The 24314-nt window shown below is 71.3% G+C and carries 21 protein-coding genes; 11 read left to right on the plus strand and 10 right to left on the minus strand.

From position 1 onward, the window contains the following. Positions 1-22: 22 nt before the first annotated feature. The 6 genes from VZQ01_RS38860 to VZQ01_RS38885 all read right to left on the minus strand — a co-directional run bounded on the left by VZQ01_RS38860 (position 23) and on the right by VZQ01_RS38885 (position 4188). A complete protein-coding gene (locus VZQ01_RS38860) occupies positions 23-544 on the minus strand; it encodes an SCO6045 C-terminal-like domain-containing protein (RefSeq protein WP_426746151.1) in 522 nt (173 codons plus the stop codon). Further along, complete coding sequence (locus VZQ01_RS38865) at positions 541-1485, minus strand: MbnB/TglH/ChrH family RiPP precursor modification enzyme (RefSeq protein ID WP_426749024.1); 945 nt, start codon at positions 1483-1485, stop codon at positions 541-543. Before VZQ01_RS38865 ends, VZQ01_RS38860 begins: the two co-directional genes overlap by 4 nt. Positions 1486-1487: 2 nt before the next feature. Then, complete coding sequence (locus VZQ01_RS38870) at positions 1488-2384, minus strand: TIGR04222 domain-containing membrane protein (RefSeq protein WP_223783695.1); 897 nt, start codon at positions 2382-2384, stop codon at positions 1488-1490. A gap of 179 nt (positions 2385-2563) precedes the next feature. Next, positions 2564-3070 carry a M15 family metallopeptidase gene (locus VZQ01_RS38875; RefSeq protein WP_223783694.1) on the minus strand — a complete coding sequence of 169 codons (507 nt, stop codon included), beginning with the start codon at positions 3068-3070 and terminating at the stop codon, positions 2564-2566. A 138-nt stretch (positions 3071-3208) separates the two neighbouring features. Next, entirely contained in the window at positions 3209-3613 is a 405-nt protein-coding gene (locus VZQ01_RS38880; RefSeq protein ID WP_223783693.1) for an MGMT family protein, read from the minus strand. Between the two features lie 44 nt (positions 3614-3657). Further along, entirely contained in the window at positions 3658-4188 is a 531-nt protein-coding gene (locus tag VZQ01_RS38885; RefSeq protein ID WP_141323443.1) for an FHA domain-containing protein, read from the minus strand. Between the two features lie 183 nt (positions 4189-4371). Between VZQ01_RS38885 and VZQ01_RS38890 the strand changes: the two genes are divergently transcribed. The 4 genes from VZQ01_RS38890 to recG all read left to right on the plus strand — a co-directional run bounded on the left by VZQ01_RS38890 (position 4372) and on the right by recG (position 9196). Then, complete coding sequence (locus VZQ01_RS38890; RefSeq protein WP_426744686.1) at positions 4372-4776, plus strand: helix-turn-helix domain-containing protein; 405 nt, start codon at positions 4372-4374, stop codon at positions 4774-4776. 29 nt (positions 4777-4805) lie between these two features. Then, positions 4806-5354 carry an IS630 family transposase gene (locus VZQ01_RS38895; RefSeq protein ID WP_408891716.1) on the plus strand — a complete coding sequence of 183 codons (549 nt, stop codon included), beginning with the start codon at positions 4806-4808 and terminating at the stop codon, positions 5352-5354. 171 nt (positions 5355-5525) lie between these two features. Next, the gene (greA, locus tag VZQ01_RS38900; protein WP_141323442.1) at positions 5526-6044 is read left to right on the plus strand and encodes a transcription elongation factor GreA; all 519 of its coding nucleotides are present in this window, start codon (positions 5526-5528) and stop codon (positions 6042-6044) included. Positions 6045-6169: 125 nt separating this feature from the next. Continuing rightward, the gene (recG, locus tag VZQ01_RS38905) at positions 6170-9196 is read left to right on the plus strand and encodes an ATP-dependent DNA helicase RecG (RefSeq protein WP_426746152.1); all 3027 of its coding nucleotides are present in this window, start codon (positions 6170-6172) and stop codon (positions 9194-9196) included. A 6-nt stretch (positions 9197-9202) separates the two neighbouring features. On the opposite strand, the gene VZQ01_RS38910 is transcribed toward recG, so the two are convergent. Beyond that, a complete protein-coding gene (locus tag VZQ01_RS38910) occupies positions 9203-10660 on the minus strand; it encodes a tetratricopeptide repeat protein (RefSeq protein ID WP_426746153.1) in 1458 nt (485 codons plus the stop codon). 116 nt (positions 10661-10776) lie between these two features. Here VZQ01_RS38910 and VZQ01_RS38915 point away from each other — a divergent pair, with 116 nt between their 5' ends. The 3 genes from VZQ01_RS38915 to thrC all read left to right on the plus strand — a co-directional run bounded on the left by VZQ01_RS38915 (position 10777) and on the right by thrC (position 13418). Beyond that, a complete protein-coding gene (locus VZQ01_RS38915) occupies positions 10777-11418 on the plus strand; it encodes a protein-L-isoaspartate(D-aspartate) O-methyltransferase (protein WP_426746154.1) in 642 nt (213 codons plus the stop codon). Between the two features lie 102 nt (positions 11419-11520). Next, positions 11521-12084 carry a hypothetical protein gene (locus VZQ01_RS38920; RefSeq protein ID WP_141323439.1) on the plus strand — a complete coding sequence of 188 codons (564 nt, stop codon included), beginning with the start codon at positions 11521-11523 and terminating at the stop codon, positions 12082-12084. After that, positions 12081-13418 carry a threonine synthase gene (gene thrC, locus VZQ01_RS38925; protein WP_223747352.1) on the plus strand — a complete coding sequence of 446 codons (1338 nt, stop codon included), beginning with the start codon at positions 12081-12083 and terminating at the stop codon, positions 13416-13418. Before VZQ01_RS38920 ends, thrC begins: the two co-directional genes overlap by 4 nt. A gap of 67 nt (positions 13419-13485) precedes the next feature. Here thrC and ribB read toward each other — a convergent pair whose 3' ends face one another. Beyond that, positions 13486-14637, minus strand: a complete 1152-nt coding sequence (gene ribB / locus VZQ01_RS38930) for a 3,4-dihydroxy-2-butanone-4-phosphate synthase (protein ID WP_324289193.1) — start codon at positions 14635-14637, stop codon at positions 13486-13488. Positions 14638-14851: 214 nt separating this feature from the next. Here ribB and VZQ01_RS38935 point away from each other — a divergent pair, with 214 nt between their 5' ends. The 3 genes from VZQ01_RS38935 to VZQ01_RS38945 all read left to right on the plus strand — a co-directional run bounded on the left by VZQ01_RS38935 (position 14852) and on the right by VZQ01_RS38945 (position 16721). Further along, positions 14852-15190: a hypothetical protein gene (locus tag VZQ01_RS38935; RefSeq protein WP_223747354.1), complete on the plus strand. Its 339-nt coding sequence runs from the start codon at positions 14852-14854 to the stop codon at positions 15188-15190. After that, complete coding sequence (tmk, locus tag VZQ01_RS38940; RefSeq protein WP_426746155.1) at positions 15187-15843, plus strand: dTMP kinase; 657 nt, start codon at positions 15187-15189, stop codon at positions 15841-15843. The genes VZQ01_RS38935 and tmk overlap by 4 nt, the downstream gene beginning before the upstream one ends. A gap of 140 nt (positions 15844-15983) precedes the next feature. Continuing rightward, positions 15984-16721, plus strand: coding sequence for a competence/damage-inducible protein A (locus VZQ01_RS38945; protein ID WP_223783689.1), 738 nt, complete (start codon positions 15984-15986; stop codon positions 16719-16721). Positions 16722-16746: 25 nt separating this feature from the next. On the opposite strand, the gene VZQ01_RS38950 is transcribed toward VZQ01_RS38945, so the two are convergent. Beyond that, entirely contained in the window at positions 16747-21819 is a 5073-nt protein-coding gene (locus VZQ01_RS38950) for a UDP-N-acetylglucosamine--peptide N-acetylglucosaminyltransferase SPINDLY family protein (RefSeq protein ID WP_426746156.1), read from the minus strand. 260 nt (positions 21820-22079) lie between these two features. On the opposite strand from VZQ01_RS38950, the gene VZQ01_RS38955 reads away from it, so the two are divergent. Then, positions 22080-22946 carry a DNA alkylation repair protein gene (locus VZQ01_RS38955; RefSeq protein ID WP_426746157.1) on the plus strand — a complete coding sequence of 289 codons (867 nt, stop codon included), beginning with the start codon at positions 22080-22082 and terminating at the stop codon, positions 22944-22946. A 39-nt stretch (positions 22947-22985) separates the two neighbouring features. On the opposite strand, the gene VZQ01_RS38960 is transcribed toward VZQ01_RS38955, so the two are convergent. After that, positions 22986-24290 (minus strand): hypothetical protein, encoded by a 1305-nt coding sequence (locus VZQ01_RS38960; RefSeq protein ID WP_223783686.1) that lies wholly within the window; start codon positions 24288-24290, stop codon positions 22986-22988. Between the last annotated feature and the right edge of the window lie 24 nt (positions 24291-24314).

Below are 24314 nucleotides of genomic sequence, written 5' to 3' on the forward strand. Positions count from 1 at the left end.
GTAGTCGAGATGGGCTCCGGAATCATGTCCCCCTGGGGACATCGACCCCGGGTGGGGCCGTGGGGGCCTCTTCCGGGGCCCACCGCAGCACGCGTCCACCGGGCAGTCGCAGGGCCCACTGGCGCCGCCGCGTCGTGTCGTGACGCCGGGCGATGAGCACGAGTCCCCAGCGTCGCACCAGCTCGCCCGAGGCTGTCACGCGCCAGCTCGCGTCGAAGTCGAGCAGGTCCCTGGACAGCGAGCCCGGCAGTCGGCCCTCGTCGCGCAGGGCCTGGGCGAAGCGTCGTCCCTCCACGCGCGCGTCGGGCTCCACGGACATGGGGTTGGACCGGGCCCATTGCTCGAAGCGCGGCGCGAAGTCGGGACCGAGCGCGGAGGCCAGCAAGGGCCACGCACGCTCCACGCCCCGGCGGCGCTTGCTCATCAGGGACTGCGCGGCCGCGAGCACGCGGGCCTCGTCGAACCCTGGTGGAACAGGCGCGCCGACTCCGAGCGCGCGCACGAGCTCCGCCTGGGCGCGGGCCTGTCGCTCACGGGCGCTCATGCCATGCCCTCCCGATTCGCGTCGGTGGCGCCGCGCTCCTGCGTGGCACTCCGCGTATCCCGCTGCTCATGGACCCCGCGGGGGACACCCCGCTCGGGCGTGCTTCGGTGGGCCTCTCGGCCATGTCGCTCCGTGCCGCGCAGGAGCGCCTGCTCCATCGCGGACAGCTCCGCGGTGAGCTCCGCCTCGGGCGGGAAGCGGTCATCGCGCTCGAGCATCACCGGAACGGGCCCCAGTCGCGCGGCCAGTCGCTCCAGCAAGGTGAGCGGCCCCGGGGGGAGCGGATGCGCATGCGTGTCGTGATACAGCCCGCCGCGCTGGACGCCGCCGGCCACGTGGACGTAGGCCAAGCGCTCACGAGGCACGGCCGCGAGCACCGCGTCCGCATCCGTGCCGTGATTCAGCACGTGGGCGTGGAGGTTGGCCACGTCCAGGAGCAGCGAGGCCCCGGTCCGCTCCAGCACGCCGCGCAGCAGGTCCTCTTCCGAGAAGGCCGCGTCGGGCCACTCGAACAGCGAGGCCACGTTCTCCAGCGCGAGCGGCACGGGCAGCGCGGCCTCGGCCATCCGGATGTTCTCGGTCAGCACCTCCAGCGCCTCCTCGGAGCGCTGCACCGGCAGCAGGTGCCCCGACTCGAGCCCTCCCGCGCGGACGAACGCGAGGTGCTCGCTGACGCACACCGCGCCCAGCCGCTCCGCCAGTCCCGCCAGCCACGCCAACCGCCGCGGGTCGGGCGGCTCCGCGGAGCCCAGACCCAGCGAGACCGCGTGCAGCACCACGGGGACACCGCGCTCGCGCAGCCGTGAGAGCGGCTCGGGGACGGGGCCCTTCGGCGAGAGGTGCTCGGCGAGCACCTCCACGAAGCCGAGCCCGGGGTGCCGGTCGATGAAGAGCGCCAGCTCGCGTCGCCACCCGATGCCGACTCCCCGAAGACCGGGCACCGTCAATCGCCACCTCCACCGCAGCCGCCGCAACCACCACCGCCGCCTCCGTCGCCGCCGCTGCTGCAACTGCTGGAGCCGCTGCAGCCGCTCGAGCTGCTCACGCCGCCGAAGGAGGAGCCCGAGGGGTCGATGTGCCGGCGCATCAGCTCGAAGTCGCTCATCGCCACCGCGCCCAGGCCGAAGAGGGCCACCGCCACCCCCAGGTCCTGGCTGTTCATCACCTGGGAGTTCTCCGTGCTCATGACGGACGTCTTCAGCGGCTGCTGATTCCAGCGCAGCGCGTGGAGCAGCGCCGAGCCCCGGCGGCTGGTCCACACGGGCCTCGTGAGGAAGAAGAGGGTGACCGCCGTGACGAAGCAGAGGAAGACCAGGAAGGACACGGGCTTCTCGCGCTCCAGGCCCACGTTGATCTTGGCGAGCCCCAGCAGGAGGACGCCGAGCAGCGGCAGCAGCGGCAGCCACCGGGCCCGCGTGGCCTGTCCTTCGTCGACCAACCAGCCGCGCTGTTGCAGGGGATGCTTGAGCCGCTCCAGCGCGGGCTCGATGCTGGCGACCAGCTCCGCGTTGCTCTTCTTCGACTCATGGACCGCGGCGTAGACGAGCCGCTCGAAAGGGGACGCGAAGTCGGACCGCTTGCCCGTCGTCGTCAGGGTCGTGCCGTCCATGACCAGGGCCTTGTCGTGGAGCAGCCTCGCCAGGGCCGTGTGCGCCACGGCCTTGGGGCCGGAGAGCATCGCGAGCTCATACGGGTCCAGCTTCTGCGGCAACACGTCCGGGCCGCCTCCCGGTGTGCGCAGCATCCAGCGCAGCAGCAGTCCGAGCGCCACGGCGCCCATGGCCAGCAGGACATACAGCGCGAGGAAATCCGGGCCCGACAGGTTCAAGGGGTCCATCATTGCGCCCTCCCACGGTGGGTTCGCCCCTTGATGAAACGCTGCCGGGCGCACGTGACAGCCCGGTCCCGTGACGTCTTCGTGACGTCCGGGTGTCACCGGGGCGCCATGTGTCGGGACCTGTCGGCCAGCCTAGCGTGGAAGCCTTTTCGCTGGGGAGGTGCGGCCTGCGCGACCCAGGGTCAGCTCGCGTCCTGACGTGCGACGGGCTCGGGCGTGGGCTTGGGGCGCTTCACCTCCTTGCCCGTGCAGTCGTGTCCGACCACGGGCGGGAAGGTGCTGCTGGGGCGGTACTCCCAATGCCACGGCTCGGAGGGCACGGTGCGGCGGAAGCCGAAGCGACAGGCATTGGCCTGGAGCCATTGATAGCGCTTCGACGTGCGCTTGCCGATGACCAGGTCCACCGCGAGCCCGCGCTGATGGTTGGAGCGTCCGGGCCGCGCCGCCTTGTTGCCCCGACCCCGGCGGTACTGCTCGTACAGGAGGCGTTGCTCGGGCAGGGAGCGGTAGCCGCTGGTGACCCGGAGGGCGATGTCGTGCTTCGCCGCGTCCAGCGTCATGCGTTGGAGCGCGGAGGCCGCGTCGCGGTGGAGACGGTGGCCGCCATCGATGTGGACCAGCTTCGCGGCCTTCGCCTTGCGACGAGGACGGGCCTCGGCCGCGAGGACGGCGGTCGTGAAGAGGCACACGAGGAGAACGGCACTCCAGCGGAATAGCGCGAGCGACATGGCGGAATCCGGCCCGGGGGTTGGGGCCTGACTTTCGCGCGTCCATTCCCGCAGGCAAGCAGCCGGGGAGCCGAGCCCTCGACGGACGGTTTCGCGTCGTCAGAACAACGAGAGCTGCGCGGCGGCGGGCTTGGCCGTCGGCGCGGGCAATGGTTGGAAGCCGCGGGCGCGCGCCCAGTCCTCGCTCGGGCCGGACCAGTGGTGCAGGTCCATGCGCGCCTGGCCTCGCTCGTCGAACCCGACGCCCTCTGCCTCGAGCAGCTCCTTCTGTCCGTGGCCCGTCAGGCTGATGCCGCCCGTGCGGTTGATGATGCGCTGCCAGGGCACCGTGGCCGAGCGTGCGCCCAGCGCGCCCAACGCATGGCCGACCACCCTCGCGTCGCAGCCGTCACCGACGATGGTCGCGATGTCGCCGTAGGTGGCCACCTTGCCGGAGGGGACGGCCTGGACGACGGTGTAGATGCGCTCGAAGTAGTCGCGCTCGTCGCGCGCGGGCTGCGTCATGGGGGCGTTGCTCCTGTCGAGGACACTGTCACCCTGTGGGGCCTTCAGCCGCTGCGCGAGCCCAGGCCCGTGGCTTCGCCCGCCTTCAGGCGCTCGTGCAGCGTGCGGGCCTCCAGGTACCAGAACTGCACGTTGCCGAAGCTGAGGATGTCGCCGTCGCGCAGCGTCGCCTCGCGCAGGCCCAGGGTGCCCGCGTTGAGGAACGTGCCGTTGGTGGAGCCCAGGTCCTGCACCGTGCAGCGGTGCTGGGATTCGTTCCAGCGCAGCTCGGCGTGCAGCTTGGAGACGGACGCGTCGTCGATGACCACGTCGCAGTCCATGCGCCGGCCGATGCGCAGCCGGTCCGTGGCGTGCAGCGGCGGGAGCGTGGCGACGCGCAGGTGTTCGAATTCGAACAGGAGGGTCATCATGCCCAGGCTGATGTCCTCGGGCGCGGCCATGCGGGTGGGCGCGAGCACGGCGGCCGAGGCCTCCGAAGGGGGACGCTGGATGAGGGCGAAGGGCCCCAACTGGCGCTCGAAATCCCTGGCGGGCAGTGACGCGGCGAGCGCGCGCAATTCCTGGACGGACAGCACGGAAGGCAGCCTAAGTAGGTCGCCGGAAGTTCCGAGACAAATGCCGGTCGCATGCGCATTTTCTGGACCATGCGACCGGCAAGGAGCCCTGCCGAACTGGGGCTGACAGCAGAGGACAGGCGGAAGCTGGAGCATGCGCTGCGAAGCGTGCGCGACGCCCGCCACTTCCGTCGACTACTGGCAGTGAGACTCCTCGCAGAGGGCAAAGGCCCGGGCGAGGCTGCGCATCTGGCAGCCCTGAGCCGGCCAGCCGTCTACTTCTGGCTGGAGCGCTATCTGGCGCAGCGTGACCCCGAAGCGCTGCGAGATGCCCCGCGGCAGGGGCGGCCGAGGAATGCGCCGCGCCTGACGGCCGAGCGCCTGCGCGAAGTCGTCCGAGGCAGCCCAGAGAAGCAGTCCTGGGCGAGCCACGGCTGGACGGTGCCGCTGCTGTGCACGCACCTGAAGCGACAGGGCATCGAGGTGTCGCCCCGTACACTGCGCCGCCGGCTGCACGAGGCGGGCCTGGCGTGGAAGCGGCCACGGTACGTGTACGCCACGGCGGCGCCCCATCCAGGGCAGAAAAAGGGGGCCTTGTCCGCCGTCTGAAACGGCTCAAACGCCTGTTCCCCCGGGCCGTGCTGCTCGTCATGGACAGCACGGTGCTGCGGTGGTTTCCGCCGCTGCGCGCCGCCTGGGCCCCCAGGGGAGAGCAGGCCGTGGTGCCGATTACAGGCGAGAACGCCAAGCGCACACTGTGGGGCGCCATCAACCCTCGCACCGGCAAGCGCGTGCTGCTGGCAACCCAGCGCGCCAGACGCGAAGACTTCATGGATTTTCTGCGCGCCCTGCGTGCCGCCTACCCCGGTCGCCCTCTGCTGCTGGTGTTGGACCGCGCCAGCTGTCACACGGCCCAGAAGTCCCAGCAGCTCGCCGCTCGCCTCGGAATCCACCTGCTGCTGTTGCCCAAGCAGCGCTCAGAACTCAACTGCATGGACCACTTGTGGCGCTCCCTGAAGCAACGCGTTTCCGCCAACCGTCAGTACCCCACGGTCGAGCAGCACGTCGGCGCCGCCATCCGATGGGTGCTGGGCCTTTCTGCACGGGACGCCCTCCGCAAGGCCGGCTGCCTCGCCGAGGGCTTCTGGCTACGCGATTTGTTAGAGAACTTCTGGCGACCTACTTAGCGGCTCACCCCGCGTGCGCCCAGCGTCCGCGAGGGTCCCTGTACGGCTTTCATTGACCTGCATGTCACGGGTTCCCTACATTGGGACCTTCATGGAGGGGGCCGGGCTCCGGGAGGAGCGCCGGCCCTCGACTTTTTCGTGAACCTGGGAGTGGTGGAAGGAGCTGTGTCGATGGCTAGCGGGAGCGACAACATCCCGATGACCCCCTCCGGGCTGCGCAAGCTCAAGTCGGAGCTCAAGCACCTGCAGTCCGTCGAGCGAGGCAAGATCTCGCGAGAGATCGAGGTCGCCCGCGCCCACGGGGACCTGCGCGAGAACGCGGAGTACCACGCGGCGAAGGAGAAGCAGTCCCACATCGAGGGCCGCATCCTGACCCTCAATGACTGGATTGCGCGCGCGGAGGTCATCGACCCCAGCAAGCTGGGCGGTGACAAGGTCATCTTCGGGGCGACGGTGGACCTGCTGGACACGGAGACGGACAAGCCCGTCACCTACCGCATCGTCGGGGAGATGGAGGCGGACCTGAAGAAGCGCTGGCTCGCCGTGACGTCGCCGGTGGCGCGGGCGCTCATCGGCAAGCGCGTGGGCGACATCGCCACGGTGCAGAGCCCCGGTGGCACGCGCGAGCTGGAGATCCAGGAGATCCGCTTCGAGGATCCCCAGGACGAAGCCCCGGCTGGCGAGGGCTGAGTCCGCCGTCCGACGGGAACAGCTGAGGACAGCCGACGGGGGAGCGGGCCTTGGCTCGCTTCCCCGGTCGCGTTTTCTGGGAGACGTCACCCCCGTTCCGTAGGATGGATGGACGTGACTCACGCGTGAACCATCCGCTCGCCAGTCTTGTAGGGCCCCTGCGCTACGCGTGTCAGCGCGACTTCGCCATGCTCGCGACGGTGAAGGGGCTGACGCCCGTCCTGGAGCGCGCGCTGGCCGGAGCCAGCGGCGTGAACGCCGAGGCGCTGGGACACCTGCGCGCGGCGCTGCCGTACGTGGACCACCCCACGCCCGAGCGCCGCAAGGCCGCGCTGCGGCGGGTCGTCGCGGGCCTGAAGCTCAGCGGCGTCGCGCTGCCGGCGGAGCTGGAGGGGCTCGCGAGCGGGGAGGGGGCCGCGGACGCGGGGCACGAGTCGCGAGGGACGCTGGCCTCGGAGCCGCGCGGTGAGGCGTCAGGCGCGCGGCGCGCTCCTTCTGGCGAGCCGAACCCTCCGCGAGGGACGTCGGAGTCGGAGCCTCGCCAGGCCGCGTCCGGAGCACGTCCTCCGGCGTCGGGAGACCAGGCGCGTGGAGGGGCCGACACGGCGCGGACGCCTCGCCCCCATCCGAACGCGGGACGGGTCCAGGAGGGGCAGTTGGGCCCGGTGGTCCGGGGGGCGAGCGGACGCGCCTCGGTGGACGGCGGACAGGGTGGGCCGCCTCCGGGCTACGTCCAGATTCCACCGTGGAGGTCGAACGAGCCCGTGCCGACCTCTGCCCGGGCGAAGACCGCGGCGCCCCGCACCGGGGGCGCGGAGATGGGGAACGCGCCCCGCGCTTCATACGGCGCGCAGACGGGACTCGCGCGTCCTGGTACGCCCCCAGCCCCGCGCGCCGACGGACGTCCGGGCCGACAGACCTCCATCGACACGGGCCCCGCGAGCACGTCCCCGGCCAAGGCGCGCAAGGAGAAGGAGCAGCGCAAGAAGAAGCGCGCCGTGGCGGCGGAGGCCTCCCGCTCCGAGGCGAAGCTCTTGTCCATCGCGCCGCGCTCGGGGCCGTTGTCCTCGCCGCTGAAGACGCTGGGCAAGCGGCTGGGGCCCCGGCTCATCTCCGCGTTGGACAAGAAGGGCCTCCGGCGGATGGGCGACATCCTCTTCCTCCTGCCTCGCTGCTACGAGGACCGCAGGCGGCTGCTCACCATCGCCGAGCTGGAGCCCGGCGCGCGCGGCGTCACGGTGGGCATCGTCAAGGTCGCCGACTTCGTGCCCGGCAAGCAGGGACGGCGGATGTTCCGCGCGGTGGTGGGGGACCGCTCGGGCAGCATCGCGGCCACGTATTTCAACGCCGGCCCGTGGCTCAAGAGCCGCTTCACCGTGGGCAAGCGCATCGTGCTCTCCGGCGAGGTGCGCGCGACGATGAGCGGGCGCGAGATGGCGCACCCGGAGATCGAGCCCGCCGAGGACCTGGACTCCGCCGGCTCCGTGCACTTCAACCGCATCGTCCCCGTGTACCCGGGCTTCGAGCGCGGCGAGCAGCGCTCGTTCCGAGAGCTGGCCTCGCGCGTCGGTGAGCAGTACGCGCACGAGCTCGAGGACCCGCTGCCCCCGGAGCTGCGCCGTCGCCTGGAGCTGATGCCGCTGCCGGAGGCGCTGCGCTTCATCCACTTCCCGCCGGACTCGGCCGACCTGGAGGCGCTCGACGTCCACCAGAGCCCGGCGCACCGTCGGCTCGCGTTCGACGAGCTGTTCTTCCTCCAGCTCGGCATGGCGCTCAAGCGCCAGGGCGTCAAGGCGGAGCTGGGCATCGCGTTCGACGTGTCCCCCACGCGGATGGACAAGGCGCGCGCGGCGCTGCCCTTCCAGCTCACGGGGGCCCAGGCGCGCGTGGTGGAGGAGCTCGCCCGGGACATGGCTCGCGAGGAGCCGATGAACCGGCTGGTGCAGGGCGACGTGGGCAGCGGCAAGACGGCGGTGGCCATGGTCGCCGCGATGGTGGCGCTGCAGGCCGGCTACCAGGTCGCGGTGATGGCCCCCACCGAAATCCTGGCGGAGCAGCACGAGCGCAACTTCCGCAAGGTGCTCGGTCCGCTCGGCTTCCAGGTGGGGCTGGTGAGCGCGTCCGGCACGGCGAAGGCCAAGCGCCAGGTGCGCGACGCCGTCGCCCGGGGAGACATCCACCTGGCCGTGGGCACGCACGCCCTCATCCAGCAGGACATGTCCTTCGACAAGCTGGGGCTGGTGGTCATCGACGAGCAGCACCGCTTCGGTGTGCTCCAGCGTCACTCCCTGATGAGCAAGGGCCCCAAGCCGGACGTGCTGGTGATGACGGCCACGCCCATCCCGCGCACGCTGGCCATGACGCTCTATGGAGACCTGGACCTCTCCATCATTGACCAGCTCCCGCCTGGCCGCACGCCCATCAACACGCGCGTGTTCAACGACAAGCAGCGCGCGCGCGTCTACGAGTCCATCGCCTCGGAGCTCGCCAAGGGCCACCAGGCCTACGTCGTGTATCCGCTGGTGGAGGAGTCGGAGAAGCTGGACCTGGAGGACGCGACGCGCGGCGTGGAGAAGCTGCGGGCGGCCTTCCCCCAGGCGAAGGTGGGCCTCCTGCACGGGCGGATGAAGGCGGAGGAGAAGGACGCGGTCATGGAGGACTTCCGCGAGAAGCGGCTGGACGTCCTCGTGTGCACCACCGTGGTGGAGGTGGGCGTGGACGTGCCCAACGCCTCGGTGATGGTGGTGGAGGCGGCGGAGCGCTTCGGCCTGTCCCAGCTCCACCAGCTCCGTGGGCGCGTGGGACGTGGCGCCGCGGCCAGCTACTGCTACCTGGTGGCGAGCAGCGCGCGCTCGTGGGAGTCCACCGAGCGGCTGTCGGTGATGGAGGCCAGCAGCGACGGCTTCGTCATCGCGGAGAAGGACCTGGAGATTCGCGGGCCGGGCGAGTTCCTCGGCACGCGGCAGAGCGGCCTGCCGGAGCTGGCGGTGGCGAACCTCGCGCGGGATGGGGACCTGCTCTCCATGGCGCAGGCCGAGGCCCGGCGCATCCTCGCCAGGGACCCGGACATGAAGTCTCCCGAGCACCAGGGCCTGGTGAAGGCGCTCGAGGAGCGGTGGGAAGGCCGGCTCGCGCTCGCGCGGGTGGGGTAGCGCGCGTCAGGGCTCCGCGTCGGGGCTCTTGGGCTTCGGGAGCGGCTCGTAGCCGCGCTCCTCCACCCAGGCACGCTTGCGCGTGGCCGTCCTCCCCTCCGGTCCGGCGAGGACGCCCTCGCCCTCGGTGCAGGCAAGGCCCAACCTCCGCTCGCACGGGTCCACCGCGACGACCGTGCAGCCCTTGAACGAGTAGATGCCGGGGCTGTCGTCCGAGGTCCCGGCGAAGGTGTCCTGGCTTCCACCCAGGTCGATGGTCGTACAGCCCCCACCCTCCGAGGACTGGGGCTCGGAGCACAGGAAGACCGCGCTGTAGGAGCCGCCCGAGGTCTCCCCGGACGTTCGATAGAGGTCCGAATACGGGTCGGCGCAGAGCCAGGCGGTCTCGGCGCACGCCGGCAGGTGGGCCTTCTTGCAGGGGGCGTCGTCCCCATCGCGGGTGAACACCCCATCCTCCCCGCCGAACTTGTCCAGGTTGAAGTAGGTGCTCTTACGGGTCTTCTCATCACCCCAGCGCACGGCGTGGCGCGCGGCGTCGAGGGCCGCGGGCTTCTTCTTCGCGCGGAACAGGCACAAGGACAGGTCCGCCCACGCGGCGCCGTCCTGGGGTGACAGCTGGGTGAGCTTCTCGAACAGGGGACAGGCCTTGGCGAACTGCTTCGCGTCATAGGCCTTCTGGGCCTGGGCACGCAGGGTGGCGGCGTCCGGGGGCGCGGCCGTGAGCAGCAGGAGCAGGGGTGTCAGCATGGAGGGCGTCCGCGTCAGAGGCGGGTGGCGGCCGTGACGTACACCGGGAGGCGGAAATTCACTTCCAAGGTCTCTTCCTGCTCGGTGACGCCCCAGACCTCGAGCTCCCAGGAGACCTCCTCGCCCAGCTGTCGCCAGGTGGAGGAGCGCGCGTCGGTGATAGCGTCCGAAGACGCGGCGTGCCTTCCAGCGGCGATAGAAGGCCCGCAGCAGGAATCGCCAGGTCACGTAGAGCCCCAAGGTCGTCAGCGCGAGCATCATGAACCCACCGCCGAGCCGCTGCTTCTGGGGCGTGTCCGGGCCCAGGACCTCGGGGGCGAGGTGCCCGAAGGCGCCGAGCAGCCCCACGATGGCGAGGCCCCCGAGGAGGGGACGCAGGAGCGGCCCGGTCGCGAGCTGGGGGGCCACCGTCTCCTGGGTCCAGGGGTGGTCCCAAAGCCAGGGCTCGGCGCGGTGCGCCTTCGCGAAGGCCCGCAGCCGCAGCGAGCGCCGCATGCGGACCGCGCCCCAGACGCCACACACCAACGTCCCCACGAGCAACGCTCCCTGGAGGCTGACCGGCTCGAGCGTGGTCGTCCGGAGGCCGAGGAGCTGATACCCGCCGACGAGCGCCAGCAGCAGCGGGATGATTCCCTGGACGAACGGGAGACGCGTGGGCGGAGGTTGGATACCGCCTGGGGATTCGACTCGCCCGAAGATGTACGCCGGCTCGGCCATCGCGCGAGCGTAGGGTGGGGGGCCTTGCCTTGGATAGCGTGCCGCCGGGGAAATTCCCGCGAGGCTTGTTGGACCCGCCCGCTGCTGCGAGCGCCTCGCGTGGTTAGGCTTCGGGCATGGGAGATCTGGAGCGCGCCGAGTATCTGTCCCGACAGGGCATCCATGATCCTCGGGTGCTGGAGGGCATCGGCCGCTTGAGCCGGGCGGAGTTCGTGGCGGAGCACTCGCGCTCGGAGGCGGGCGTCGACGCGCCGCTGCCCATCGGCCATGGACAGACCATCAGCCAGCCCTATGTCGTGGCGTTCATGACTCAGGCCCTGCGCCTGGAGGGGCATGAGCGGGTGCTGGAGATCGGCACCGGCTCCGGCTACCAGACGGCGCTGCTGTCGCTCTTGTGCCGCGAGGTGTTCACGGTGGAGATCATCCCGGAGCTCGCCCGCTCGGCGCGCGAGCGGCTCCACCGGCTGGGCTTCGAGAACGTGTACTTCCGTCAGGGCGACGGCGCGGAGGGCTGGCCGGAGCAGGCGCCGTTCGACGCCATCATGGTCACCGCCGCGCCGGTCGAGGTGCCCTCCATGCTGCTCGCCCAGCTCCGGCGCGGGGGCCGGATGGTGGTCCCCGTCGGACCGCTGGAGGGCGCCCAGCAGTTGCTGCTCATCCATCGGGCCAAGGAGGTGGGGCAGCTCCCCCGGGTGGAGACGCTCTTGCCCGTGCGCTTCGTCCCCTTGACGGGGCCGACGGGAGTCCCCCGGCCCTGACGGACCCGAGAGGGGAGCGGTCCGCCCGGATGCCTGGAAGCCACCACGGGCCGAGAAGTCGCGTTGCCCCCGAACGTGGCCGCCCGCTAACGTCCCGGCATCATGATCATCTGTCCGGTCTGCGACCACGTACAGCCCGAGGGCACCGAGTGCGATGTCTGCGGGAAGCGCTTCCCGGTGGACGCCGCGGGCGCGACGCCCCCGGTGGCCCCGCTGCCGGAGCTGGAGCTGACGCCGCACGCCGGTGGCCGCGACGCGGTGAACGCGCAGCCATTGCCGGAGCTGGACATCACGCGCCTGCGCAGCGGGCCGGACCTGCCGCCGCAGGTGGTGCAGGACCTGGAGCTCACGCGCTCGGCGCCCACGGGGGATCTGCCGGTGGCGGTGCTCCCCGAACTGGACACGGGCCGCGCGCCGGATGACGGCGTGCGCACCGCGGCCCCGCTGGGCGCCGTGGTCTGCCGCTACTGCCGCAACGTGCAGGCGCAGGGGCTGCTCTGCGACAACTGCGGCATGCGGCTGCCTCGCGCCCGCGTGGCGCCTGTCGTGGTGGCCGGGAAGCCGGGCGAGGACAACGACTGGATGGCCTGCCCCTCGTGCCACACCCGGGGCCGCCCGGGTCGGGCCTGCTCCGAGTGTGGCACGCGGCTGGTGGAGCAGACATGAGCGCCTCGGAGTCCGGCTTCAAGGCGGAGTATGCGTGCAGCGAGGGCTGCGACTTCCGGGCCTCGCTCCTGGACGTCGTCTATCGCTGCCCGCGCTGCGAAGGCCTGCTGGAGGTGCGTCACGACGTGGACGCCCTGCGCGCGGTGCCCGCGGCGGAGTGGAAGCGGCGCTTCGAGTCGCGCTTCGGTTCATCGCGCCTGCCGGAGGGCTCCGGCGTGTGGGGCAAGCGCGAGTGGGCCTACCCACAGCTCCCCGTGGAGGACATCGTCTCGCTGGGCGAGGGCCGCGTCCCGCTCAAGCCCCTGCCGCGCATGGCGTCCGAGCTGGGGCTGTCCGCGTTGGACCTGAAGGAGTGCGGCGTCTCGCCCACGGGCAGCTTCAAGGATTGGGGCATGACGGTGCTCGTGTCCGCCGTGAAGCACATGCGGGCCCGGGGCGTGCCCCTGCGCGCCGTGGCGTGCGCGTCCACGGGAGACACCTCCGCGGCGCTGTCCGCCTACTGCGCGGCGGCGGGGATTCCCGCGGTGGTCTTCCTGCCGCGCGACAAGGTCTCCCTCGCGCAGCTGGTGCAGCCCATCGCCAATGGCGCGCGTGTGCTGTCGCTCGACACGGACTTCGACGGCTGCATGCGCCTGGTGCAGGCGGTGACGGCGGACACGGGCCTGTACCTGGCCAACTCGATGAACTCGCTGCGCATCGAGGGCCAGAAGATGGTCGCCGTGGAGCTGTGCCAGGACCTGGGCTGGGAGCCACCGGACTGGGTGGTGATTCCGGGCGGGAACCTGGGCAATGCCAGCGCCCTGGGCAAGGGCTTCGAGCTGATGCTCGAGCTGGGCCTCATCACCCGCAGGCCGCGCATCGCCGTGGCGCAGGCCCAGCGCGCCAACCCCCTGGCCCGCGCCTTCCGGGGCGGCTTCCAGGAGCTGCGGCCCATGCAGGCCGAGAGCACGCTGGCGTCCGCCATCCAGATTGGCAACCCGGTGTCCTTCCGCCGCGCGGTGCGAATCCTCAAGGCCTTCGACGGCGTGGTGGAGGAGGCGACGGAGTCGGAGCTGGCCAACGCCGCCGCGCGCGCGGACCGCGAGGGGACGTTCACCTGTCCCCAGACGGGCGTGGCGCTCGCGGCGCTGGAGAAGCTCGTCGCCCAGGGCGTCATCGAGAAGGGCTCGCGCGTGGCGGTGGTGTCCACCGCGCACGGGCTGAAGTTCGCGGACTTCAAGGTGGGCTACCACCGGGGCACGCTGGCGGACGTCACCAGCCGCTACGCGAATCCTCCGGTGCAGCTGCCCGCCAACCTCGAGGCGGTGCGCTCGGCCCTGTCGGACCTGGGCTGACGTCGCGAGGGAAGGGCGGGGCTCACCTCGAGGGGAGCCGCCGCCCCCGGAGACGGCGAGGCGCGCGTCAGTCCGCGAGCAGCGGGACGCGCTTGTCGATGGTGAGCCCGAAGCCCGCGAGGCCCCGGTAGGTGATGTCCGTGTTGGTCATCACCTGCAGCGTGCGCACGTTCAGGTCATTGAGGATCTGGCAGCCCATGCCCAGGTCGCGCGTCTCGTGCGGGCCGCTGCGCAGGTCGGCGCTGCCGTCCGCGTTGCGCTTGTGGTGGATGCCGAAGTCGTCCCCGTGCATGCCGGGCAGGTACACCAGGACGCCGGTGCCCTCACGCGCGATGCGGGCGAGCGACTGGTCCAGCAGCGCGTTGCAGTTGCACGTGGGCGAGCCGAACACGTCGCCCATCGTGCAGGCCGCGTGCAGGCGCACCAGGGCGCTCGGGCGGGCGGCGGGGTCTCCCTTCACCAGCACCAGCGACTTGGCGCCGTCCGGCAGCCACGTGTACGTGAGCGCCGTGAAGTCGCCGTAGCGGGTGGTGACGGTGTGCTGGCCCGGCTCGCGGCGCACCAGCCGGTCCTTGCGGCGGCGGTACTCGATGAGGTCCGCGATGGTGATGACGCGCAGCTTGTGCTCCAGCGCGAAGGCCTGGAGGTCCGGCATCCGCATCATGGTGCCGTCGTCCTTCACCAGCTCGCACAGGATGCCGGAGGGGCCCAGGCCCGCCAGCCGGGACAGGTCCACGGTGGCCTCGGTGTGGCCCGCGCGGCGCAGCACGCCGCCCTCGCGGTAGCGCAGCGGGAAGATGTGCCCGGGGCGCAGGAAGTCGTTGGCCTGGCTCTCCGGGTCCGCCAGGGCCAGGATGGTCTTCGCGCGGTCCGCCGCGGACACGCCCGTGGTCGTCCCGTGCCGGTAGTCCACGGACACCGTGAAGGCCGTGCGGTGGGACTCGGTGTTGTCCGACACCATCTGCGGCAGCCGCAGCGCGTCCAGCCGGTCCGCCAGCATGGGCATGCAGACGATGCCGCTGGTGTGGCGCACCATGAAGGCCAGGTGCTCGGGCGTCACCTTCTCCGCGGCCATGATGAGGTCGCCCTCGTTCTCGCGGTCCTCGTCGTCCGCGACGATGACGAACTTGCCGTCGCGGATGTCCTGGATGGCATCCTCGATGGAGGAGAGCTTGGCGTCGTGGCTCATGGTGGCTTCGGTCCGCTCGCGGGTCTGCATGTGCAGGCGCATGTAGCGTCTAGGTCCGGGGCTGGCAAGCCAACCCGCCTCCCGGCGTGCGCCCGGATGATGGGCCGGAGTAGGTCCTCCAGGGGCGCTCCTCCGACTGCCCGTTTCGGTGTGGGCGGAATCGTGTGCGACCTGGAAGGTTGGAGTCCCCAGGGACGATGACTCGACGCGTGGGACGGGCTGCTGTAGGGTGCCCGGTTCCGAGATGAGCGCCAACACCCAGGACTTGAGGACGCGGCTCGACCAGCTCCAGGAGAGCCTGTCCGTCCGCCAGAGCACCACCCACTTCGCCCACACCGGGGTCGCCACCATGGTGGCCCTCATGTTCGGTGGGGCGGCGGGCAAGCTGTTCTACGACTCCCTGCGCACCCCGCTGCTGGCCTGGGGCGTGGCCCTGCTGGCCGTGGTGCTGCTGGGGTACGCCTTCCGCCGCTACGTGCTGGGACGCCGGGTGCTGGCGGACGAGCTCCAGCGCTACCAGACGATGCTGGAGCTGCGCAGCCAGCTCCGGCTGGACGAGCCCTCCGCGCTGCTGCCCCAGTGAGCGGGGCGCGCAAGGTCTCCCGTCGGGGCCGGTTCATCGTCCTGGAGGGACTGGACGGCGCCGGCACCACCACGCAGGCGGAGCGGCTGGCGGCCGCGCTGCGGGCGGAGGGGCATGGGGTGCTCACCACGCGTGAGCCCTCGGACGGGCCGGTGGGCACGCTGATTCGCCAGGCCCTCACGGGCCGCCTGGGCCTGCCCCAGGGCGCGGGGCCCCTGACGCCCCAGACGCTGGCGCTGCTGTTCGCGGCGGACCGCACGGACCACCTGGCGGCGCGCGTGTTGCCCTCGCTGGAGGAGGGCAAGCTCGTGCTGTGTGACAGGTACGTGCTGTCCTCGCTGGCCTACCAGGGGGCGTCCCTGCCCATGGGCTGGGTGGAGCAGGTGAACGATTACGCCGTGTCGCCGGACCTGACGCTGTTCGTGGGCGTGGCGCCGGAAGTCGCCGCGAAGCGACGGGCGGCGCGGGGTGGGGCGGCGGAGCTGTTCGAGGCGGACGAGGCGCAGCGGCGCATCGCGAAGCAGTACCTGGCCGCCATCCGCCGCCGCGCGAAGAAGGAGCGCATCGTCCACATCGACGGTGAGCAGGGCATCGAGGCGGTGACGCAGGCCTCGCTGGTCCAGATTCGCAAGCTGCTCGGCCGCAAGCGCTAAAGGGGGCCTGAAGCCCCACGTGGTCCGGTGCGCCCCAGCCCCGAGGGGCGGGGCCCGGCCCTTTGAATTCGGACATCGCGGACAGTCCCCCCGACTCGCGCCACGGAAATCCGAGCCGTTGCGGTAGAGTCCGCCGCTCCATGGAGCGCACGGGCGCGGCGGCGATCATCATCGGCAACGAGGTCCTGACGGCGAAGGTCCAGGACCAGAACGGTCCGCACCTCATCAAGAGGCTGCGCGAGGTGGGCATCCCCCTGCGTTCGGTGGAGACCATCCTGGACGACGTGGACGCCATCGTCGACGCGATGAACCGGGCGCGGCAGCGCGCGCGCTACGTGTTCACCAGCGGCGGCATCGGGCCCACGCACGACGACGTCACGGTGCGCGCGGTGGCGATGGCGCTGGGCAGGTCCGTGGTGCGCCTGCCGGAGATGGTGTCGCTCATCGAGGCGCGCGCGCCCGAGGGCAAGGTGACTCCGGAGGGCATGCGCCTGGCCGACGCGCCCGAGGGCGCCGTGCTGCTGCCCCAGGCGGGCACGTGGTACCCGGTGCTCACCGTCGGTGACGTCTACCTGCTGCCCGGCGTGCCGCAGCTCTTCCGGATGCAGCTGGAGACGGTGCTCGCGCGCTTGAGCGGCAGTCCCGTGGTGCTCCAGAACCTGTTCCTACGCCTGGGCGAGAGTGAAATCGCCGCCGTGTTGGACCACGTGGCGCTGAACATGCCGCACGTGGCCATCGGCTCGTATCCGGAGTTCGACCCGGCCAAGGACTACCGGGTGAAGATCACCGTCGAGGCCGGCGAACGTGGCCCCGTGGAGGAGGCCGTCGCGCGCATCATCGGCGGCCTGCCCGACGGCGCGGTGCTGCGGCGGGAGTGACGAAGCCTCCCGCCGCGCCCGGCGACTACAGCGACAGCCCCAGCCGCTGGCGCAGCCGGAAGAAGTCGTCGGTGAAGGACCAGGACACCAGGGTGCGCAGCCGCTCACCCTCGCGGACGGCCTGGATCACGGGCTCGGCCGAGTCCAGCTTCGCGCCCGCGAAGTTCGGGTCCTCGCGCAGCACCATGCCCAGGCCCACGGACACGTCGCCCGCCATCAGCAGGCCCGCGCGGTCCGCCGAGTAGTCCAGCGCGTCCAGCCACGGCGCCAGCTCCAGCTTCTGCACGTCGCCCAGCGACATCGCGGGGCCCTCCAGCGCCTTGATGGCCTTGCGGGAGAACGCCTTGCGCAGCTGCTTCACCGCCTCGTCGTTGCGCCGGCCCAGCGCGGAGAAGTTCTGCGCGTGGATGCGGATGGCGTTGCCGAACAGGTCCGCCGTCTCGCCCTGCGACAGCTTCTCCAGCACGGCCGCCTTGTTGAGCAGGCCCAGCGCCGCGCGGCCCAGCAGGAACTTCTGCTCGCGCGCGTTGAAGCGTCGCACCACGTCCTGGCCGATGCACACCGACATGGGCTCGGTCGTCTCCAGCACCGTGAGCCCGCGCCGCGCCTGGTACGCGTCGAACTCCTCGACGCCGAACACCTGCGCCACCGCGCGCACGGCCTTGTACACCGCGCTGTCCGGCTTGAGCTTGTCCGTCTTCGGGTTGACGCCGACGATGTCGAAGCTCGGCGGGTAGACCTTCTCCAACTGGTCGCCCATCGCCCGCAGCACCTCCAGCAGCGGGCCACGGACGCCCGGGTGCAGCAGCACCGTGTCCACGTCCGTCGACGTCAGCGCCTCGCGAGCCTCCTGCGCCAGCCGCGCGCGGCCCTCCGTGTAGAAGGCCAGCTCCACCTCGTTCGTCGAGCGCAGGAACTGGAGCACCGACGCCACGCAGAACGCCTTGTCCAGCTGCTTGAGGCCCTCCCACAGCTTGAACAGCGCGTGCAGGCTGTCCACCCGCGTCGGGTCCTGGCGGAGGATCTGCTTGTGCTCCTCGATGGCCATCGGCACGGACGACGTGTCGCGCGCGTACAGGCCGGCCAGCGCGAAGCGGGCCGTGAGGTTCGTGCCATCCGCGTCCACCACCTGGCGGTACAGCCCGGTGGCGCGGGCGGGCTCGGACAGGGGGCCCGCGTACAGCTCCGCCACCCGCACCCGCAGGGCGCTCGCGCGTCGTGGGTCCGTGGACGCCGAGGCCTGGGCCTCCAGGAGCTGCGCCAGCTCCGGCAGGTTCCTCGCGCGCTCGTACAGCGTCACCAGCTTGTCGATGAGCGTGGTGTCGCCGGGCGACAGCTCCAGCGCGCGGCGGTACAGCGGCGTGGCCGCGGCCGCGTCACCCAGGCCCTCGTCGTACGTGCGCGCCAGCTCCAGCGTGAAGCGCGCGCGGGCGTCCGGGGGCAGCTCCTGCTGCAACAGCTTGTGCAGGCAGTCCACCGCGCCCGCGTAGTTGCGCGCCTGCGTGTGCAGCGTGGCCAGCCGCTCCAGCGCCTCCTGGTGCCGGGGCTGCGAGGCGAGCACCGTCATCAGATACGCGATGGCGCGCGTCGCGTCGTTCAGGTGCGTCTGGTACAGCGTGCCCAGCGTGAGGTGGAAGGGCGCGAGCGTGCGCACGTCTCCGCCCAGCTGCACGCGCTGGGTCAGCATGGCCGCGGCCTCCGCGTACTGCTGGGCCTCCAGCAGCAGGGCGGCGCGCAGCTCCAGCGCCTCGATGTGGCCCGGCTGCGCCGACAGCGCCTTCTCCAGCAGCGCCACCGCGCGCGGCTTGTCTCCCAGCGCCCCGTGGTGCAGCCGCGCCGCGCTCACGAAGCCCGTGGCCGCGGCGACGTGGTCCTTCTGCGCCAGCTTCGCCTCGGCGCGCCGCTCGTGCAGCGCGGCCAGGTCCGCCGAGCCGCCCCGGTGCGCCAGCAGCTCCTCCAGCCCCGCCTGCGCCGCCGGGTGCAGCGGGTCTCTCTCCAGCGCCTGCTTGTAGAGCGCCGCCGCGCCGTCCGTGTCCTTCTGGATGAGCGACGCCAGCCGCGCCGCGCCGATGAACGCGTCGATGGCGCCGCGCGGGTCCTTGCTCAGCCGCGCCTCGGCCTCCAGCGCCGAGCGCGCCTCGGCCGCGTCTCCGCGCCGCATCGCCACGCGCCGCGTCCCCTGCAGCGCCGGGATGCACTGCGGCTGCAGCTCCAGCGCCTGCTTGTAGAGCGCCGCCGCGCGCTCCAGGTCCCCGAAGCGCGTCTCCGCGAGCTCGGCGGTGCGCAGCAGCATCTCCAGCGCCTCGTCCGCGTCGCGCGCGTGCGCCAGCCGCAGCGTGTACAGCCGGGCCAGGCCCGACACGTCCCCCGCCAGCTTGAGCGAGCGCTCCAGCGCGAACGCGAGCCGCGCGTCACCCGGGTCCGCCTCGAAGGCCCGCTTGTACGCCTCCAGCGTGCCCTCCGCGGGGCCCTTGTCCAGGTCCACCACGGCGGACAGCCGCAGCGCGGTGGCCAGGCGCGGATCATTCACCCGCTCGGCGATGCGCTGACGCAACTCCGCGCGGCGTGGCCGGTCCGAAGCGCGGATGCGCTCCAGCAGGGTGAGGGCGGTGAGGTTGCCCGCGTCCAGGCCCAGCACGGCCTCGCAGCACAGCGCCGCGCGAGAGGGCTCCTGGAAGCGGTCCAGGTACAGCCGCGCCAGCTTCAGGTACGCCGTCACCTTGGCCGCGGGCGTGTTCCCCACCTGCGTCTCGCGGTCCAGGATGGCGACCAGCTCCTTCACGTTGTCCTGCGCCAGGAACAGCCGCTCCAGCGCGCGCAGCGTGGCGGCGTGCCCCGGCGTCAGCCGTAGCACCTCCTGGTAGGTCTCGATGGCCAGGTCCGGGCGGCGCAGCGCGTCCTCCCAGATGACCGCGGCCTGGAACAGCGCGTTGGCCCGCTCCAGCGGGTCCGTGCGGTTGGCGGCCTCCTCGCGCAGCATCGCGACCAGGCTCTCCCACGCGCCCTGGGCGCGGTAGATGCGGGCCAGCGCGCGCAGCGCGGGGAAGTAGCTGGGCGCCAGCATCAGCGCCTCCTGGTACGAGGCGATGGCGTCGTCCTCACGGGACAGGCGCTGCTCGTACAGCTCACCAATCTTGTAGATGAGCGCGGCGGCCTGCTCCGTGGACTGCGAGCTCTCCGACTCCGCCCGGTACATGTCCACCAGCTTCTCCCATCGGCCGTCCTGGGCGTACAGCCGGCCCAGGGCCTTGAGCGCGGGGAGGTACGAGGGGGACAGCGCCAGCACGCGCTCGTACGCGGTGATGGCGCCCGCGCGGTCCTTCAGGTTCTCGTCGAGAATCTCGGCGTTGCGGTGGAGCAGCGACAGCACCTGCTTGGTGTCGCCCGCGAGCGACGCCTCCAGGTCGTGCGTCTCCAGCAGCTCCCGGAAGCGCTGCGCGCGCTCGTACAGCCGCGCCAGGTTGCGGATGGTGGGCAGGTGGTCCGACGCCAGGTCGAGGATGCGCTTCATGCACTCGATGGCGTGGTCCAGGTCTCCCAGCCGGTCCTCGTACACCCCGGCCATCTTGTTGAGCGTGGTGATGAGCTGATCCCGGTCCGACGTCTGGAGCAGGTCCTGCTCGAACATCGCCACCAGCTCCGCGAAGCGGCCCTGGCGCTCGTAGAGGCGGGTGAGGGCCTTCTGCGCGGGGAGGTAGCCGGGTTGAAGCTGCAGGCAGGAGTTGTAGCGGGAGATGGCGTCCTCCTGCCGTCCCAGCCGCTCCTCGAGAATCTCCGCGGCCTTGTACATGCGCGCGGCCTTCTGCTTGGCGTCCTCGGCGGCGGCGACCTCCGCGTCGAAGACGGAGACCAGCCCCTCCCAGTTCTGCATCCGGTAGTAGAGCTTGCCCAGGCCCGCGAGCGCCGCGGCGTGGCCGGGGATGCGCGCGACGATGGCCTGATAGCGCGCCGCCGCGTCGGCCTCGCGCTTGAGGACCTCCTCGTACAGCGCGGCCAGCCGCAGGTTGGTGGCGACCAGCTCGCTCTCGTCGTTGAGCGAGCCCACGCGCGCGAGCAGCACGTCCGCCAGCTCCTCGAAGCGGCCCTGCGTCTCGTAGATGCCGGCCAGCTCGCTGAGGATGAGCGGATCATTGGGCGCCGCGTGGCGTCCGTCCAGGAGCGCCGCCAGGGCCTCGCCCTTCTGACCCATGCGCTCGTGGACCTTGGCGATCTGCAGATAGGCCGGCGCGGCCTGGGGCCCCAGCAGCGTGGCCTCCGCCGTGAGCGCCTCCAGCAGCTCCTCGGTGTGGCCCTCGCGCTCGGCGGCGCGCTTGAGCGCGGCGAGCAGCAGCGGGTCCGCGCGGTCCAGGGCGAAGGCCTCGCGCAGCAGCGACGCGGCGGGCTCGCGCTGCTTGAGGCGCTCCTCGAGCAGCAGGCCCGCGGACGTCAGGTAGTGCGCGCGCAGCGACGGCTGCTGCATGGTGGCGGCCAGCAGCCGGTAGACCTCCACCAGCGCGGCGGCGTCATTGCGCGCGGCGTAGACGGACTCGAGCTGCGTGAGGACCACCACGTCGGTGGGGCGGCGCTCCAGGCACTGGCGCAGGCACGCGGCGGACTCCTCGTCGCGGGACAGCCGCTCCTGCAGGACGATGCCCTTCTCGAACAGGAGCGCGGCCTGGTGGCGCGCGTCGTCGGTGGCGGCCAGCTCCGCGTCGAGCAGCTGGATGACCATCTGCCAGTTGCCCACGTCCGCGAAGAGCCGGCGCGCGGCGCGGATGTTGACCAGGTAGCGCGGCGCGAGCTTGTACGCGTTCTGGAACGCGACGGCCGCGTTGCGCGGATTCTTGAGCGGCTCCTCCCAGAGCAGGCCGACCTCGTGGAAGAGCTGCGCGGCGGTGGTGGCGTCCGTCGCGCTGAGCGTCCGGGCCTCGCGCTCGAGCGAGGCGATGCGCTCGCGGGCCTCGTCCTCCATGCTGGGCGTGGGCGCCGCCTGGGGCGCGGCCTGGACGGACTGCGTGAGCACTTCCGTGGCGGAGGGGCCCGTCTTGCCAGACACGACGGCGGTCGGAGGAGGGGCGGCCGTGACAGGGGGTCGCGGGATGTCGTTGCGCTCGCTCATGAAAGGCCGGCTCCGGGGGCCAGGGATGATGAGGGGAGAATGGCCGGGAGCGGTCGTAACACGCGCTTGCCCGGTCCCTCAACTTCCCGACTTTCCAGGCGATTTGGGTGTCCGGATACCCGGGGAGCAGCCGTGCGCCTGCTCGGGAATCCGGGGGGAGGCGGTGGTGACACGCCCACGAACCGGCCAGGCGATGGAACCGCCGCGGCGTTGTGGTGGAGTTCGTGGTGAGCAGGGGTTCCCACGAAGGAGAGACACAGGTGCCGACCCAGATGACGCGGTCCCAGGTGATGAAGGCGCTCGAGGCGGCCGGCGACCCGAGGGTGCGAGAGCGCTATGTGCGCGACGGCGCCGGGGAGAACGTGTTCGGCGTCTTGATGGGGAAGGTTCGCGCGCTCGCCGGCCAGGTGGGGCAGGACCACGCGCTGGGCCTGGAGCTCTGGGCCACGGGGAACCACGAGGCCCGCCTCCTCGCCTGCATGCTGCTCGACCCGGAGGCCCTCACGGAGAAGGCGGCCCGCGAGCTGGTCGAGCCGCTCACCCTGCCGCTCCTGGTGGACGAGCTGGTGGGCCGGGTGCTCGTGAAGGCGCCGGTCGCCGAGGCCCTGGAGAAGCGCTGGCGAGACGGCGATCAGGAACTGCCGCGCCGCGCCGGCTGGAAGCTCCTCGCCGGACGGATTCCGGCGGGACTGGCGAAGGACCTCGATGTCGGGGCGACGCTCGCTCGCATCGAGAGGGAGCTTCCGGGCGCGCCGTACCGCGTGAAGGAGGGACTCAACTATTGCCTCGTGTGGATCGGCCTCCATCTGCCGGAGCACCGCGCCGAGGTCATCGCCATCGGTGAGCGGTTGGGTCGCTGGGACACGAGGCCCATCCCGAAGGGCTGCACGTCCAGCTACGCGCCGGAGTGGATCGCCGCGGTCCTCGCGCTGCGCAAGGGCGAGAAGACCGAGGCGCGCAAGAAGATGGAGGCCGCGGCCGGGAAGAAGAAGCCCGCCCCGGCGCGTGAGAAGCCCTCGACGAAGAAGGCGGCACCCGCGAGCAGGAAGAGCGCGTCGAAGACGCCAGCTCCGGCGAGCCAGAAGCGCGCGCCGAAGAAGGTGGCGGCCCGGAAACGCGCGGGCTGAGCGGTGGGCGGAGCGAGGCTCCGCCGAACCGGACTGGCCCTACAGCAGCTCGCTCAGGTTGCTCTCCGCGATGCTCGTCAGCAGGGAGACGCGCTTGTGCAGCCACGACCCGAACGGCTGGATGCGGCCGACGGGCGTCTTCTTCGGCAGGTCGGTGATGCTCTCGTCGAACGCGACGATGGCCCGCTCCCCGGCGGCGTTCACGGAGCGGTTGTCGAAGGCGAAGGACCGGTCGACATGCCAGCCGCCATGGAAGGGCTGGAGGTCCTCCAGCGCCTCATTGCCCGAGGCCTCCACCAGATCGTTGATGTCGTAGACGTCGTCGGCGATCTCCATGCAGCTCCAGCCACCACCGGTGACGTTGCCGGCGTGGAAGCACGGCAGGTCCTCGTCGGCGTTCGCGGAGATGATCCACGTGATGGAGCCGTAGACGCGCAGGAAGTAATCCCAGCTCGACTCCTTCTTCCTGGGCTTGAGCGGCCTGGCCTTCAACCACTGCCCGATGCGCGGCTTGTGGAAGCGCACGAAGAACGACACATGTTCCTCGGCGGACGCGATGCGCTGCTTGTCCTTCTTCGCGTCGACCAGCTCCGCGATGAAGTGCCCCGAGGGGATTCGCTCATGGAGGTCCTTGAGCATCGCCACGGCGAGGTCCACGGCCTCGAAGGCGTCCTGGGGCTTCGGGAACTTCGTGCCCTTGGGCCGCGAGGGCTTCCTGGGCGCGCCCTTCACGGGCTTGGGCTCCGGATTGGGGTACTTCGCTTTCCAGAGCTCCTGGTTGTACTGCACGAAGCCCTCCTTCTCCTTCGCGCGGACGCGCTTCTCCGCGTAGGCGACGGCCGCCTCCCAGCTCTCGTGCGCCTTCTCCTGGCGATCCTCGAGCGTGTGGTTCCCATCGACATGGATGGACCAGTACTGCTTCCCACCCTTGAGGTACTGGCGCTCGAGCACCTTCTTCGAGTTCGGGTTCCAGGCGTTGCCGTCACGGAAGCCCAGCTTGCGGTAGCGAGCCAGCAGGTCCTCGACCTCGGAGGCGTCGACGAGCGCGACGTGGTGGTGCCCGTTCAACGTGCCACGGCGAACCTGGGCCTTGTCCCCGCGCACCGAGATATCGACGTAGAGGAGCCAGCCTCCCCGATACAACACGTGCCGCGCCGTCACGGGCGCGGAGAACTTCTCCGCCTTCGGGTCCCGCTTGTAGAGCCTCCCGGCGCTCGAGACGCGCAGCTCACCGCCCTCCGAGTAGAGCCAGAGCTCATCCTTCACATCGAGCTGCGGGTCCGAGTACCAGATGGCGTCACCGCCATTGAGCTCCTGGAGTCGCTTCCAATCAGGATCAGCCATGGATGGGTTCTCGCCCGGGGCCTG

Origin of the sequence: Myxococcus faecalis (assembly GCF_050039385.1) — a bacterium.
GTDB lineage: Bacteria > Myxococcota > Myxococcia > Myxococcales > Myxococcaceae > Myxococcus > Myxococcus fulvus.